Genomic DNA, 15508 nt, shown 5'->3' with positions numbered 1-15508 from the left:
TATTCAACGCACAGGGGTTTGCCATTTTGGCTCCCGGTATCCCTAATTCGGAGCACTGTCTTTAAGCTGATAGATTTCATTTACCTCCCGTTCAAGGTATTTTCCCAAACGCCTTGCCCCATTTTCCTGCATGATATAATTATCTTCGATACGGATACCGCCAAATTTGAGGTGTTTTTTCAGAAAATCATAATTAACAAAATCCTTGTGTAGATTTTGCTGCTCCCAAAGTTGTGTGAGCTCGGGGATGAGATAGATGCCCGGTTCAACGGTAAGTGCGTTGCCCACTTCTAACTGCTTGCCTAGTCGCAGGGATTTAAGACCAAAAGTCTTGGTGTCTTTAGGTTCGGCTTCGGTATAACCTACATATTGTTCGCCGAGATCTTCCATATCATGTACATCCAAACCGATGAGGTGGCCGAGTCCACATTGAAAGAATAAAGCATGTGCATGGTTAACTACTGCATCCTGCACGTTACCTTTCATAAATCCAACTTGTATCAGGCCCTCGACAAGTGCTTCACAGGCTTTTAAGTGGATATCTTTAAAGCGAGCTCCAACAGTTAATAAGCGTTCAGCAGATTTAAAAGCATGTAAAACAATCTGATAAATTTCCTCCTGTAAAGAGGTAAAGCGTTTGCCTACGGGAAAGGTACGCGTTAGGTCGGAGGCATATCCGAGTGATGTTTCAACACCCGAGTCGTTTAACAAAAGGTCTCCCTCGTGAACTTGATGAAATTGCATGTGGTTATGCAATATTTCACCTCGTTTGGTAACTATCGGAGGATAGGAAAAAGACATGCCCTGATCTTGTGCGAAATGCTGCATGGCATTGCTGATCTGATACTCATAGCGGCCTGGTCTGGTCATCTGAATGGCAAGACGGTGCATATCCACAGCGACGTCCACAGCTTTCTCTAATTCAACAATTTCCTCCGCTGATTTAATACTGCGTTGTGCGGCTACGGTCTGAATTAAAACGATAGATGGTTGAAGCTGTTCAACCGGACAATTAAGCAATTTTCCAAGCAATAATTTGTTGTGTGACTGATAGGGGGGGAGGTAATGGATCAAATTTTTCTCCCCTTTTTTTAGATAGTCAAAGAGTTGCTCAAAAGGAAGTACCTTATGGATACCTGAAAGTGTAGCTTTTTCCGCCAGAGTCTGCTGTTGTCCCATCCAGACAATTTCATCGATGGTCATTTCGTTACCAAATAGTATTGTCTCTCCTTGGTCAATATCGATCACAGCGGCCAATTGAGGACTTTTTATACCGATATAATATAAAAAACTGCTATCTTGACGAAAAGGGTAAGTATTGTGTTCAAAATTGATCGGATTTTCAATGTTTCCCAACAACAAAACTTTACCTGAAGTAAATTTTGTCGTGAGTTCGTTCCTGCGGGTAGTATAGATATTTGTGTTAAACATAAATTTTTGAAAATTAAGAGCGGCAATAGAGCCGTTATCTGATGAAAATATCAAAACTAATTTTTATTCTGTTGTGTGTTAGCGTTTAGTTGAGATTAAATGGTGTCATTCATATTATAATATGCTGGCTAATATCGTTAAAAATTTATCTCTTGATTCGCGAAATAAGCGTCGTCAATAAATTGTTTATACGCTTGATACTTTTATGCTGTTACAATTGCTTACTACAAGTGATTTATGCATCAAAACAAAATAATATTGGTATTAAATAAAGTTCGAAGTTTATATTGAATATTAATTATCACAATTTATCAAAGTCTAATTGTATTTTAACCATGTTTTTTAAAATATTAGGGTATTTTATGTGATTTTATGCCTTACCGATTGCATAATCAGTAAATATGCTAAATATTATCCCTTTATATACATATTTTGTTTTTGTTTTTACATCTGTTGCGAACGATATCTTTACTTGTTTCGTAGTTGTTATATTTATGTTAACTAAACAGTAGTTTTGAACATAAACTTATGAAATCCTATGAAAACGCTCCAATTTAATGTGCCCAGTATGCAGGGCCAAAGCCTAACTGTACAAGAAGATATTTTAGAAACTTTTTATCCGCATCTTCACAGGCACCAAGAAGCACAGCTTATGTGGATAGTAAAAGGAAAGGGAATATTGATTGTTGAAGATACGTTGCACCCTTTTAAGGAAAATGATATTTTCTTCTTGGGGGCAAATCAACCACATGTATTTAAGTCGTCTTCTCAGGATGGTTTTTCAAATGAATCTCGCTCTATATCTATTTTTTTTGATCCAAATGGCAAGCTCAAGTTAATGTTTTCTTTGGAGGAATTTGAATCGCTAAATCATTTTATTTACAATAATTCATGTGGTTTTAAAATTCCAGATGAATATTTTACGCAAATTTCAGAAAGAATTTTACAATTGAAATCTTCAGATCAGATGGATAAACTGATGCATTTTTTCTATCTTTTGCGATCTTTGGCGACTATATCAAGGGAAACGGATCCGCTTTGTTCAGAAAGAGGAGAGGCGGTATCTGATACAGTTCATAGCTCAAATCGAATTAATCTAATCTGTAATTATATCAAAGAAAACCATAAACATGACCTTAGCCTAGAAGATGTTGCCGATTACGCCAATCTTACGCCTCAGGCATTTTGTCGGTATTTTAAAAAACATTGTGGTGTTACTTTTGTCGCATATTTAAATCGAATACGAGTTAAAGAGGTTTGTAGTCAATTGAATGAAGATCATCTAGACAGTGTTTCGTTAATCGCGTACAATTGCGGATTCAATAGTATTACCAATTTTAACCGCGTATTTAAACAGATTATAGGTTGCAACCCCAAAGAATATGTTCAAAACTATAAACAGACACTTTACTCCGTTATATAAATATAAGAACCTTTCAATGTGGATTTTTTTCTAATATTTCTTCTTCGGATGTCAAATATGAGATGATTTTTTGCTTGATCTTGTTTTTGTTTTAAATTTTCGTTTTTTATTTTAGTTTTTCTTGTTGTTTCTTAAGATATGATGTGAAATTAAGCATGCGTATGTTTTTATTTGTGCTGTTTCGGTGTTGCGTCTTGATATTTATTGATTTTATTTAACATTTGTGGTTAATAATCGGGTAATACTTATCAAGATTCGGTTAGTAAAGAGGATGAGAGGTTGATAACTTAGTTCATAATAAAAAAGCACTATAAACTAAACATCTGAAACTAAACTTATGAACAGAAAAAGCATTGCTATGCTAGCCGCTACGGTCTTAGTAAGCTCGGCAGTATATGCGCAAACAGTTTTGAAAGGGAAGGTGGTCGACCAAGACGGGAAACCTATCCCTGGAGTTACAATCACTCTTAGAGATGGAACCGGTACACAGACCGGGCAAAATGGAGAATTTACGATAAACTACAAACAGGCAGGACAACTAAGTGTTTCGGCTATTGGTTATGGTCGTAAGGAAGTTAATCTGACCAATCAGACCACGCTAGAAGTTACTCTATTGTCCGATGAAAGAAATTTGGATGAGGTAGTTGTAACTGCCATGGGCATTACTAGAGAAAAAAAATCTTTAGGTTATGCTACTCAAGAAATTAAAGCGAGTGCGTTAACTGATGCGGGACAGCATAGTTTAACGGGGGCTTTGGCAGGTAAAGCAGCGGGAGTGCAGGTCAATCAATTTGGTGGTGCAATAGGTTCTTCGGCTCGTATTTCAATTCGAGGCAATTCCTCATTACAAAAAGATCAGCAACCATTGATTGTTGTAGATGGTATCCCAATTACAAATGATGCACAACGTTCGGGTGATAATACCTACACAGGGGTTGATTATGGGTCGGGCTTGAATGACATTAACCCGGATGACATTGAAAGTTTTAATATCTTGAAAGGTGGAGCTGCGGCTCTATACGGTATGCGAGCAGGGGCCGGTGTTATTATGATTACCACAAAATCCGGCAAACGGGCTGCCAATGGGGTACAAATTTCCTATGATGGTAATTTTTCTATTGATAGAGCTGCCAATTTACCAAAGTATCAAAATTTATACGGTCAAGGGTCCAGAGGAGATGAGTATAGTTATAATACCTTAGGCGGAGGAGAGTCGTATCAGGATTATGTTGTTAAAAATTCTTTTAGTTATGTCGACGGAACAGGAGAATTTGGTGTCAATGATAATATTGATGAATCTTGGGGGCCAAGAATGGATATTGGGTTAATGATTCCACAATTTAATAGCCCTGTAGTGAACGGTGTACGCCAGGCGACTCCATGGAATTCCCATAAAAATAATGTGAAGCAATTTTTTCAGACAGGCTTTTCTCAAAATCATAATATTTCTTTACTTTCTAAAACAGATAAATCTTCTACCCGGGCCTCCATTTCCTTTAGAGATCAGCGCGGAACGGTACCCAATACGGATCAAAAGAAATATACAGCCCAGTTAAATAATGAATATAAGTTAAGCGATAAAGTTTCTTATGACATTATGAGTAATTTCACACGTACTGAAAGTAATAATCTCGTAATGCAAGGTTACGATAGTGCTAATCCGATGAATGGATTGATCTGGTTCGGTCGTCAGGTAGATATGCAAGATCTGAAAAATAATTGGGATCAACGTGATGAGGTCGGAAATTATACCTATTACAACTGGAATTCCGCCTATCATATGAATCCATTCTATACCATGCATGAGTCTCAAAATGCTCTTAAAATGAATCGTATATTTGGGAAAACTTCATTGCATTATCAACCTTTTGATTTCTTGAGATTTGAAGGTCGGGTGGGATTGGATTATTATAATACACATACTTTCGAGACAACCTATTTTAATTTCGACAACAAAAATGGAAAATTCGATGAAATGAAGAATAGTAATTCTGAATTCAATGCAGATTTTATCGCAAACTTCAATAAGCAATTTGGAGACCTGAGCTTGACAGGGATTTTGGGTGCTAATTATCGGGATTACCAGTTTGAAACAAACACGTTGGGAGCGAGAGGGTTGAACGTACTAGGAGTCTATACGATCAGTAATAAAATTGGGGATGCTTATACTTTAATGGATCATTCTAAAGGTCGATCAAACTCTGTCTATGCACAAGCCAATTTAGGTTGGCGAGACCAGTTATATTTAGATTTAACCGCACGGAATGATTGGTCTTCAACACTGAAAAAATCATTTTTCTATCCTTCAGCAAGTTTAAGTTGGTTGCCTACGGCTAGTTTTGAAGGATTAAAAAGTGATTACCTGAATTTTTGGAAATTGAGGTTCAACATTGTGAAGGTAGGTAATGCAACGCGTCCATATCAAAACGGAAATTATTACTATGCACAGACAGATTCCTATAATAATTTAGCTCAGATGTATAAGAGTATGACTTATGCGATTGAAGGCTTAGAACCCGAAGCAATTACTTCATACGAAGTCGGAACTGAGTTAGGTTTATTCAAAGATCGTTTACATGTGGATTTTACCTACTATAACAAAACTAACAAAAAACAATTGCTTCAGGTGGCAACATCTAATGTGGTTGGTTTTAGTTCTATCTTCCTGAACGCCGGTGAGATCAAAAGCAAAGGGGTTGAATTGCAGTTAAGAGGGGATATCCTAAAAAGAGAAGATGGACTAAATTGGACAACAACAGTTAACTTCTCGAGGGATAAAAATAAAGTTGTTGAACTTTATCCACAATTGGATTTAAAAGATTACAGGCTTGGCTGGACTTGGGGTATTTCCAATATGGCATCTGTGGGTAAACCTTGGGGAACTTTAGTTGGCTCTGGTTTTGATCGTGTAGAAAAAGGTCCAATGAAGGGGGCAATAAAAGTAGGTAATAATGGATTGGTTTCTACCCCATTGGACGGTCAGGATATTGGTCAAGCTGTCCCTGATTTCTTAGCCTCTATGCGCAACGACTTTACCATCAAGGATTTCAGATTTGGATTTATGCTCGACTTTCGAAAAGGTGGCGATGTGTGGTCGCAAACAATGTCCCATGGTTACACGACAGGTATTGCTGAAATTACAGCCGCGAATGGCATCCGTGAACGCGCAATTGTGGCAGGTAGAGATGTAATGACGAATGAAAGATTCGCGATGTCGGACGGAAAAGATGGCTGGGTTGAAAATACGATTGAAACTAGTGCTCAAGATTGGTACGAAAACGGTGGAATCGCTGAAATGTATGTTTTTGATGGTTCTTTTTTGAAATTGAGAGAAGCTTATATATCATATAACTTACCTAAACATCTCTATAGTAAAATAAAAGGAATTAAGCGTGCCAATATTTCTGTTACGGGAACGAACTTAGCTATGTTGTGGGTGCATAAGTCTAATACGATGCGTTTAGATCCAGAAGCAGGTGGTGTTTCGAGTGATTCAAGAGGAGTAGGATTTGAACAGGCGACCGTCCCTAATTCAAGAAGTATAGGTCTTAAACTTGGTTTTACATTTTAATTTCTTTATTAGGTTAAAACGTAATAAAAATAATTTTATAATTATGAATACTTTTATTAAAAAACTTAAATATACACCAGTTCTAGCTGCACTTTTAGTATCGGGATGTACTAAAAATTTTGAAAAAATTAATACCGATCCAGATGCATTGTCAGATGTTCCGCCCCAAAACATGTTGGTAAATGTCATGCGGTATGCCGGAGACCAATTCGGTGGCGATGTTGACGGATATGGAACATTTGCAGGTTATATTGTTAAAATTCAATATCCAGATAATTTGGGCGGATTAATTCCTTCGAATAATACCTATGGTAATCGATGGGCTGCTTGTTACTACAATATCACCCAAATGAAGGATTTATTGAAAAAAACAGAGGCTACAGCAGAGAGTTACAAAAATATTCGGCTTGTTGCCAGGATATGGAATAATTATATGTGGTCCTATTTATTGGATGGCTGGGGCGATATTCCTTATTCAGAGGCGTTTAAAGGACGTCCAGAGGACGGATCCATCTTGAAAGCGAAATATGATAAACAGGAAGACATTTTCCCTGCTGTATTGGCCGACCTTAAATCAATTGCCGATGAAATGGCGGCGGGTATAGGTACAGATGAAATGGGGGATTATGATGTTATCTATGGAAAAACCAATAGTGGAAGTGCAGATATAAAAGAGCAAATGTTAAGGTGGCAAAAATTCTGTAATGCGCTGCGCTTACGGATGGCAATGCGAATTTCTTCTGTTGCGCCGGCATTGGCAAAATCTACTATTGAGGAAATTGCGGGCAATAAAGAGAAATATCCTATTATTGAGACAAACGCAGAAAACTGCCAGATGTTTTTCCCTGGTACTTTACCCTATATGGAACCTTGGTATGAATCAGGTATCAACGGTAATCGAATCAATAATTGGGGAATGTTTGATATTTTTATTGATCATTTAGTTGAGACCAAAGATCCAAGGATTGCTTCGATCGCTCGGAAAAATAATGAAGGTAAGTATGTTGGATTTGTAAATGGTTCATTGACAAATCCGTCTCCTTCAACCTCGATTTCTTGGATTGGCGATCATTATATTAATGATCCCGCTGGGGCGGTACCTTTCTATAGGGCTTGTGAAACCTATTACTTGTTAGCTGAAGCAGCTTTATCCGGATACAATGTTGGTATTTCAGCAAAAACGGCTTATGAAACAGCGGTTACATTGTCCATGCAAGATAATAATATTGCAGCAGATGAAATAGCGGCTTATCTCGCTGATACAGGTAAATTTGATAATACTAAAAACCGTATTTATTGGGATATGTGGGTAGCGTTGTTTAAAGAAAATTTTGAAGCATGGAGCTTATATAGGAGAACTGGTATACCAACTACAAACTATCCTTCGAAAATTCAAAAATTCAAAAAAGTACACACCGATCAACCGTGGCGTTTGCCGTATCCGAATAATGAGTATTTGTATAATACAGAGAATGTTAACGCAGCTGCAGCTGGAACGGTGGATTACAATTGGGGTAAGCGACTATGGTGGGCTAAAGATAATGGTAAAGAATAGTTTCATATGTTTATTTTTACGCAGCGGGGTAACTTCGGTTATCCCGCTGTTTTTTTATGATTTCTTTTATTGATTCGACACCGGTTAGGGTTTGCAAGAATAAGCGGATTAAGGCGAACAGAGGGGGGGTAAAGGAATAGCCGAAGTTGGAAAATCTACAATGGGCTGCTTCTATGGTTTCAGGTTTCATTTAGTCATCCATGACAGGGGCGGGATTTTGAATGTTCTGATTATGGCATGGACGCAAGACCTCTGCTTCGCTATCGTTTCGTGTCTCCTCCGGTACATCTCCGTATCAGGGTCGGGGTGTATCCGTGGTGAGAGCGACATGAGTCCGTGGTGAGTCCGAGTTATACTCGGAGATAAGACGCTAGCATGGCTGTCAGAAAACGCTCTTATCTGCCCCCAAGTACGAATAAGGCCCGAAGATGCCTCGAATCATCTTCGAAGAAGGGGTAAATAGTCGATAAGACACGGACTCCGTTCTGAAAAATAACATCAGTGACATACTATTGAAGGTACCCAACAGATTTATATCTGGTAAATGGAGAAATGGGCCAAATAGTTTTGTCGTATTCGGTTAAAAATAAAAAAATCTAGTTTGCTAAAAAACGTAACGTTGCGATTGAAAACCTCCGGTTACCCACTGAACATAAAAAAAGGTTTTCAAACGGGGAGAATGAAAACCTTAAATAACCAATTATAAACCTAAATTATGATACTACAAAGGTAGTGTCTATATTACACTTTGTCAAGTCTTTTTTTAAAAAAAATGTTAAATCTTTTTAAAAAGGATACTTGAATTGTGTCCGCCAAAACCGAAGGCATTGCTCATCGCTGTATGCACCGTTTTTTCCAAAGGTTGGTTTACAACAATGTTGATTCCCTCAGGGATTGCAGGATCGATATTTTCGATGTTTATAGTCGCAGGAATTACATTATTGTTTATGGACTTTATGGCAATAATCGCTTCAATTGCTCCGGCAGCACCGAGCAGATGGCCGGTCATTGACTTGGTCGAACTGACCCAAAGGTTGCTGGATTTGCCAAATGCCAGTTGCATTGCTTTCAGTTCAGCAATATCACCAACAGGAGTAGAGGTGGCATGAAGATTTAAGTAATCCAACTGATCACTGTTTATTTGGGCTTCTTCCAGAGCAAGCGACATTGCCTTGGCCGCACCTATGCCTTCTGGGTGAGGCGAAGTCATGTGATAGGCATCAGCTGTCATGGATGCGCCAACAAGCTCGGCATAGATTTTTGCCCCTCTTTTCTTGGCATGCTCATATTCTTCCAGTATCAGGGCCCCGGCGCCTTCTCCCATGACAAATCCATCTCGATCTCGATCAAATGGCCTGCTTGCTGTTTTGGGATCATCATGCCTGCCCGACATTGCTTTCATTGCAGAGAAACCTCCTACTGAGGCAGGGGTAATAGGTGCTTCTGAGCCGCCGCTGATAAAGACTTTTGCCTTTCCTAACCGAATGTAATTGAAAGCATCCATGAACGCCGTATTGGAGGTTGCACAAGCAGATACAGTTGTATAATTGATCCCCTGCAGACCAAATTTCATCGATATCATTCCCGAAGCCATATTCACAATAAGCCTTGGGACGAAAAACGGGCTGAAGCGAGGGATATAATTACCTGTCACATAGTTTTCAACTTCATTTTCGAATGTTTCCATTCCCCCCTGTCCAACACCCCAGATAACACCAATATCAAATGGATCCATTGTATTCGGATCTAAGCCGGAATCTTCTAAGGCTTGCGACGCACTATATAGGGCGTATTGAGTAAATAGATCACTTCTCTTGATCTCATTTCGCTCGAGGTATTTTTCCGGTTGAAAGTTTTTGATTTCGCTCGCGATTTGTGTCCGAAATAAAGACGCGTCAAAGCGGCTGATGATAGCTGTACGGTTTTCACCAAGTAAAATATTATCCCAGAATGTATCAATGTTATCTCCTAATGGGTTGATTGTCCCCATTCCGGTAATTACAACTCTTTTCATTTTTATGATATTAAAATTAATTTATCAATATACCGATTGGTATGTGTATGTTTAAAAAAAATTAGATTTTGATCTCCCGGTCTACCATTTCTTTCATATTATCCAATACAATAGCTAAATCTTTGCCACGTCCTGAAATTTTTGAAAGTAAAATACCGCCTTCGATCATAGCCATGAAGGTAAGGGCAAAATGTTCTGTAGAAATATGCTCTTTAAACTCTCCATTGTTAACTCCTTCTTCTAGTATCGAAATCAATCGTTGCTTCCAAAGTGTAAATGATCGTCTGACTTTAGGAAGCAAAAAAGGCAAGGAGTCATCAGCTTCGATAGCGGTATTCATTAGTGGGCACCCGCCCGAAGCAGCGATATTTTTAAAATTTTCTTTGTAGAAATCAAAAACAGCAAAGAGTTTCTTTAGAGCTGTCCTTTGTTGGGTAATGTGTTGATCTACTCCATCCGCTATTTTTTTGCTTTGATAACTATAAACATGAAGAGCCAAGTCATCTTTGTCCTTAAAATTACCGTATATACTGCCTTTTGTTAAGCCTGTAGCAGTAGTGATGTCGGAAAGGGAAGTCGCAAAATAGCCCTTTTTGTTAAAAATAGGGGCCGTTTTTTCAATGATAAATTGTCGGGTCTGTTCTGCTTTTGACATGATATCGCTGTTTTCTGACTGCAAATATAAAAAATACTTATTGGTATATTATTGGTTATATAAGAAGTAACTGAAAAAGTTACACTATTTTTTTTCGGTAATACGATAGGTGCAACGAGTACCATCTTCGATGATATACTCTATCCGGTTGATTGTGTAGGATGGTCCGATTAGTTGTTGAAAATTGTGAAGTTCAGAACGACAAAAACCTTGGCATTCTGTTGCTGCAGCACATATGGGGCAGTGATTCTCAATGAAAAGGTAGGATTCTGCCTCTTTTTTCCATTCTGCCATATATCCTTCTTCTGTTCGCTTGGTTGCCATCATATCAAGTTTTTTCTCCAGCGTCTCCATACCAGATAATGCATTTTTATACCGCTGGTATACTTTTGTTTCACGATCAGTGATCAATAGATCCAGTGCATTTTCGCCGAGCAATTGTTTAATGGATTGAAGCAGCTGGACAGTAATATCAGCGTGACTATCCGGAAATTTTGATAGTCCCAGGGCTGAAAGACAATAGTAGGTAGACGGTCGACCGATCCCCTCGCTTCTTGCATAGGATTCAATAAGTCCCTGATTGGCAAGGTTGAGGAGGTGTTTGCGGGCACCTTCTTTTGTGATCAACAGCTCCGTGGCAACCTGGGCGGCGGTAACTTCACCTCGCATTTTTAATAACATCAATATTCTATCCGCAGGTGTTTTTTGCATTTGACAATAAAAAAGTTGTTTTAATATTTCTGAACAAAGATACTACTTTTTCTACATGTAGTTACAATGACCTTTTTTTAAGCTATCTGTAGGATATAATTAATTTTATGACTTTAATAAAACAACTTTTTGGTTGTTTTATTAAAGTCTATTCTTTAGCTTTGACTTATTATAAAAACAATAAAATTCAAAATATCATGAACAAATTTCAATTACCAGATTTACCTTATCCTTATGGAGCGCTTGAACCTTATTTTGATCAGGAAACAATGACTATCCATCACCAGAGACACCATCAAGCTTATGTTGATAACCTAAATAAAGCACTGGATACAACGACGGAAAATGTTGAATTAGAAGGCCTTTTGGCACAGGTAAGCCAGTATGGTCCTGCGATTCGGAACAACGCTGGCGGTCATTACAATCATTCTTTGTTCTGGGAAATCTTATCTCCAGTCCCAAAAATCGTACCCACTGGAAGACTGGCCAAAGAAATAGAAGCGACTTTTGGTTCTTTGGATGAGTTGAAAATAAAGATAAAAAATGCAGGGCTTGGACAATTTGGCTCTGGATGGTCCTGGCTCTATGTGAAGTACAATGGTGCATTGGACGTCGTTGCCACACCTAATCAAGACAATCCCTTAATGGACACCCAATTGATGAGTAGAGGAGTACCTATTTTAGGTGTTGACGTGTGGGAACATGCTTATTATTTGAAATATCAGAATAAAAGAGCGGATTATTTAGATGCTTTTTGGTCTATCCTGGATTGGTCTGTAGTCGAAAAAAAATACGAAGAGACCATCGGTAAATTAATTTAATCGGTTTAAATTTCCATCAAACCGGGATGATAATTACATAAAGATATGTTTGTAAATAAGGTTGAAAATTCGGGTATAATGGCGCTCGATCTCATTGATTTCAAAACCACACTTGAAATTATAGAATTTGACATCAAGACACTGTTTTTCCAAGAAATAATCGTCAAAGAAAAGGAGTTTAAAGCGGCTCTTGCTGCATTGGAATTGACACCCTTTATAGGCAAAGCCGTTGCTTTTACTTGTTCTGTTGATGCCATCATCCCCCCCTGGATCTATATGGCTTTAGCCGATAAATTCCATACTGATGTGGCTTATTACGATTTTAAAAGTGTGGGCGCATTGGAACTGGAATTATGGACCCAGAATTTGAAGCGGGCAGATTTGTCTCATTATCAGGATCAAAAAGTGGTTGTGAGGGCAAGGCCAAATATGCCAGAATCACTTTATATGTTAGCTGCTGCACGCTTAATTCCGATTGTTACAACATTGATGTACGGAGAGGTCGGGATGCCAAAAGTTATTTTTAAAAGAGCATAAGAAACAATGAAAGCATTAATATTTAATGGCGCCTTGGAGCGGAGACAAGAATCTACTTCCGGAGTCTTGTCTAATTATTTCGCTGAACGATTGAATCAGCTTGGTGTTGAGCATAGTGTTTTTAACCTTGCGGATAGTGGGATACCACTATTTGATACAAGCCTCAGCAGGATACCCAATAGTGTAAAGATCATGAACAATCTCTTTCTGGAGGCAGACGTGCATTTTTGGTTATCTCCTTTATATCACGGAAGTGTGCCGGGGGTAATGAAAAACTGTTTGGATTGGCTGGAGATAAGCGCAAAGAACAGTCCGGCATATCTCACCGATAAAAATATAGGACTGGTTTGTTGGGCGGATGGTGTACAGGCTTTACAAGGGATCAACGCTATGGATGCAATAGCAAAATCATTACGGGCATGGACTTTACCTTTTAGTGTACCTATTGTTAAAAGGGAACTATTTGAAAACACAGGCTCTAAGGAGATCTCGTCGGATTATAAACGTAAATTGGACCTGTTGATCAATATCGCAACCACACGAGCAGCAGTATTTGAAACACTGTTGGGACGTTCCTGAAAATAGTATTTTCCTAAAAGCAGTTTAAAAATTATTGCTGCATCAGTAATAATAAAGCACCTCGATCTCCATTGAGGTGCTTTATATGTTTTTAAAATTGCTTAGTTTTGAAGAACCATGTGCCGAAGAGTTCGTGTCCGCCGAATTTTCGGGAATCACACATTTAACGAGGCGCATCTCAAAAAAATGCAATAAACTGTTTTTATCGTTTCATATTCTATAAGGTATCTGATTAGATGGGATTACAATGTCGGGTTTTGTTAAAGTTAATTGTATGTTGTGCAATGCATTTTGCTGTACAGACGACGAATGCACAAGGTTTTCTGCCTTTAAATGAAGAGAAATATCGAACCGATGCGGAAATGTTATTGAAATCAACTTCAGATGACAGCGTAAAAACGCTACAGTACTTCTATTTGGCAGATTACTACAGGTTTCGTGATACATTGAAATTCTGGGAAAATATGCGGCAGGGGGAGCGAATGGCCAAACCATTTAGAAGCCTTCAGGCCATGGCGGCACTTTACAAAAGCTTCTTCTACGGCCAATTTTTAGATAGTAAGCGTGCGGGGGGCGAAGCTCAAAAATGTGTGGATATCCTGGCAAATGCTAAGCAGCCTTTTCAGCAGGAACTCTTAGCTAAAGCCTGGTATAATCTGGGCCTAATTCGATTTCCAAAAAAAGGATTTGCTGATTTTTTGGATATACTCAATAGTAAATGTATGCCCTATGCCAAAGCACAGGACCCGCTCATGGAAGGTGCAATAAATACCATGATCGGTATGACCTTTATGTCATCCAATCAATTGGCAAAAGCCGATGAATATCATCAGCTGGCGATTAAACAGCTTGAACAACAACCAGCAAGCACTGCGCTATTGGTAGCTTATCTAAATGCTGTCAGTACCTATTGTTATCAGGTAAAATCAAAAGAGGCTAGACTACTATTGGACAAAGCTAAATTCCTTTTAGCTAAAAATCCAAATTCTTCTCAGCTACCCAATTATTATTATAATGAAGCGCTCTATTTTACAACAAAACAACTGACAGATGAAGCGTTACGTATGCTGGATATGGGTTTGGGCTGGTCGAAGAAAATGAACAATTGGAAATTCTACCAGATGATGCTGTTTAGAAAGTTTAATGTCTACTTGATGCAAAAAAAATATGCTGAAGCCAAATTACCACTGGAGGAGATCATAAAAAATGGTTTGCTGACACGCGATCTTTCCAACAGTAAAATTGTTTATAGCCAATTGGCTGCTGTGAATGAATTGATGGGGGATTACAAAGAGGCACTAAAGATGTCCAATGTGGCGGGTAAGCTCGCCGATAGTATTCAGAAGGTCCAGCTTTTGGAGAAGATGAACGAAATGGAGACTAAATACAAAAGTATAGAAAAAGAAAAATTGATTTTAAACCTACGTGCAGAAAAAGATCGCAATCAATTAAAGATCTTTCTTGTTTTAGGTATTGCTATTTTACTTTTAATCATTGTTTTATTTGTCACCTTTTCCTATAGAAAACAACGGAAACTGAATGGACAGATCCAGATGAATCATGAGATTGCTTTAGAGAAATTGGCAAAGGAAAAGCAGTTACAAATTTCCGAGTCCATGCTCAAAGCTGAAGAGCAGGAACGGCAGCGTATCGCACAGGATCTGCACGATAGTATTGGCGGAATGTTGACAGGATTAAAGTTTAAGATCGCTGGAGAGCAGGCAGGCGAATTCGATTTGACGAAGGAATTACCGCACAAACTGAACGATATTTTGGGTGAAGTTCGACGGATATCGCATAATCTGATGCCCGAGTCATTACGGCAATTTGGTCTGATAGCAGCATTGGAGCAATTATGTCTTTCGATGAGAAATAATAAGGTTCAGATCCAATTTGAAAATTATGAGGACGAAGTACGTCTGGACTTTCAAAAAGGGTTGGCAATCTATCGGATTGTCCAGGAAGCGATCTCAAACGCATTGAAATATGCGGATGCAGATCTTATTATTGTTCAGGTAAGTAAATCACAGGGAATATTGCAGGTTTTGATAGAAGACAATGGAAAAGGGTTTGATTCTTCCGCGGCAAATTATGGAATGGGATTAAATAATATGGTCAACAGAATCAAGTGGATCAATGGATCTATTGATATGCAGAGCAAACTTGGATCGGGTACGCAGATTGAAATAGGAGTAAGTGTTTAGTTAAAAA

11 protein-coding genes and 1 pseudogene are annotated in these 15508 nt (G+C 38.4%); 8 read left to right on the top strand and 4 right to left on the bottom strand.

Annotation, left to right across the window (positions count from 1 at the left end):
• Positions 1-42: 42 nt before the first annotated feature.
• Positions 43-1431 carry an aminopeptidase P family protein gene (locus D7322_RS10070; protein ID WP_121123805.1) on the bottom strand — a complete coding sequence of 463 codons (1389 nt, stop codon included), beginning with the start codon at positions 1429-1431 and terminating at the stop codon, positions 43-45.
• A 538-nt stretch (positions 1432-1969) separates the two neighbouring features.
• Between D7322_RS10070 and D7322_RS10065 the strand changes: the two genes are divergently transcribed.
• The 4 genes and pseudogenes from D7322_RS10065 to D7322_RS29345 form a co-directional block, all read left to right on the top strand.
• Entirely contained in the window at positions 1970-2854 is an 885-nt protein-coding gene (locus tag D7322_RS10065) for an AraC family transcriptional regulator (protein ID WP_121123803.1), read from the top strand.
• 337 nt (positions 2855-3191) lie between these two features.
• Positions 3192-6425 (top strand): SusC/RagA family TonB-linked outer membrane protein, encoded by a 3234-nt coding sequence (locus D7322_RS10060; RefSeq protein WP_121123800.1) that lies wholly within the window; start codon positions 3192-3194, stop codon positions 6423-6425.
• 43 nt (positions 6426-6468) lie between these two features.
• A complete protein-coding gene (locus D7322_RS10055; protein WP_121123798.1) occupies positions 6469-7980 on the top strand; it encodes a SusD/RagB family nutrient-binding outer membrane lipoprotein in 1512 nt (503 codons plus the stop codon).
• Between the two features lie 59 nt (positions 7981-8039).
• Positions 8040-8212: pseudogene (locus D7322_RS29345) on the top strand (transposase); the annotation flags it as partial.
• 543 nt (positions 8213-8755) lie between these two features.
• Here D7322_RS29345 and fabF read toward each other — a convergent pair.
• The 3 genes from fabF to D7322_RS10035 all read right to left on the bottom strand — a co-directional run bounded on the left by fabF (position 8756) and on the right by D7322_RS10035 (position 11360).
• Positions 8756-9994 carry a beta-ketoacyl-ACP synthase II gene (gene fabF / locus D7322_RS10045; protein WP_121123796.1) on the bottom strand — a complete coding sequence of 413 codons (1239 nt, stop codon included), beginning with the start codon at positions 9992-9994 and terminating at the stop codon, positions 8756-8758.
• Between the two features lie 61 nt (positions 9995-10055).
• Positions 10056-10649 carry a TetR/AcrR family transcriptional regulator gene (locus D7322_RS10040; RefSeq protein ID WP_121123794.1) on the bottom strand — a complete coding sequence of 198 codons (594 nt, stop codon included), beginning with the start codon at positions 10647-10649 and terminating at the stop codon, positions 10056-10058.
• Positions 10650-10733: 84 nt separating this feature from the next.
• Positions 10734-11360, bottom strand: coding sequence for a helix-turn-helix transcriptional regulator (locus D7322_RS10035; protein ID WP_121123792.1), 627 nt, complete (start codon positions 11358-11360; stop codon positions 10734-10736).
• 197 nt (positions 11361-11557) lie between these two features.
• On the opposite strand from D7322_RS10035, the gene D7322_RS10030 reads away from it, so the two are divergent.
• From D7322_RS10030 to D7322_RS10015, 4 genes are all read left to right on the top strand, one after another.
• Positions 11558-12181, top strand: a complete 624-nt coding sequence (locus D7322_RS10030; RefSeq protein ID WP_121124100.1) for a superoxide dismutase — start codon at positions 11558-11560, stop codon at positions 12179-12181.
• A gap of 45 nt (positions 12182-12226) precedes the next feature.
• Positions 12227-12718: a DUF2480 family protein gene (locus tag D7322_RS10025; protein WP_121123790.1), complete on the top strand. Its 492-nt coding sequence runs from the start codon at positions 12227-12229 to the stop codon at positions 12716-12718.
• 6 nt (positions 12719-12724) lie between these two features.
• The gene (locus tag D7322_RS10020) at positions 12725-13297 is read left to right on the top strand and encodes an NADPH-dependent FMN reductase (protein WP_121123788.1); all 573 of its coding nucleotides are present in this window, start codon (positions 12725-12727) and stop codon (positions 13295-13297) included.
• A 284-nt stretch (positions 13298-13581) separates the two neighbouring features.
• Positions 13582-15501: a sensor histidine kinase gene (locus D7322_RS10015; protein ID WP_183078660.1), complete on the top strand. Its 1920-nt coding sequence runs from the start codon at positions 13582-13584 to the stop codon at positions 15499-15501.
• Positions 15502-15508 lie beyond the last annotated feature (7 nt).

The organism is Sphingobacterium puteale (assembly GCF_003627955.1).
GTDB lineage: Bacteria > Bacteroidota > Bacteroidia > Sphingobacteriales > Sphingobacteriaceae > Sphingobacterium > Sphingobacterium puteale.
This window is presented reverse-complemented; position numbering and strand designations above follow the sequence as displayed.

Excerpts from the sequence above, each read along its gene's own strand:
- D7322_RS10015 (WP_183078660.1), top strand. The coding sequence starts at position 13,582 with ATGCATTTTGCTGTACAGACGACGAATGCACAAGGTTTTCTGCCTTTA.
- D7322_RS10060 (WP_121123800.1), top strand. The coding sequence starts at position 3,192 with ATGAACAGAAAAAGCATTGCTATGCTAGCCGCTACGGTCTTAGTAAGC.
- fabF (WP_121123796.1), bottom strand. The coding sequence starts at position 9,994 with ATGAAAAGAGTTGTAATTACCGGAATGGGGACAATCAACCCATTAGGA.
- D7322_RS10020 (WP_121123788.1), top strand. The coding sequence starts at position 12,725 with ATGAAAGCATTAATATTTAATGGCGCCTTGGAGCGGAGACAAGAATCT.
- D7322_RS10055 (WP_121123798.1), top strand. The coding sequence starts at position 6,469 with ATGAATACTTTTATTAAAAAACTTAAATATACACCAGTTCTAGCTGCA.
- D7322_RS10065 (WP_121123803.1), top strand. The coding sequence starts at position 1,970 with ATGAAAACGCTCCAATTTAATGTGCCCAGTATGCAGGGCCAAAGCCTA.
- D7322_RS10030 (WP_121124100.1), top strand. The coding sequence starts at position 11,558 with ATGAACAAATTTCAATTACCAGATTTACCTTATCCTTATGGAGCGCTT.
- D7322_RS10040 (WP_121123794.1), bottom strand. The coding sequence starts at position 10,649 with ATGTCAAAAGCAGAACAGACCCGACAATTTATCATTGAAAAAACGGCC.
- D7322_RS10070 (WP_121123805.1), bottom strand. The coding sequence starts at position 1,431 with ATGTTTAACACAAATATCTATACTACCCGCAGGAACGAACTCACGACA.
- D7322_RS10035 (WP_121123792.1), bottom strand. The coding sequence starts at position 11,360 with ATGCAAAAAACACCTGCGGATAGAATATTGATGTTATTAAAAATGCGA.
- D7322_RS10025 (WP_121123790.1), top strand. The coding sequence starts at position 12,227 with ATGTTTGTAAATAAGGTTGAAAATTCGGGTATAATGGCGCTCGATCTC.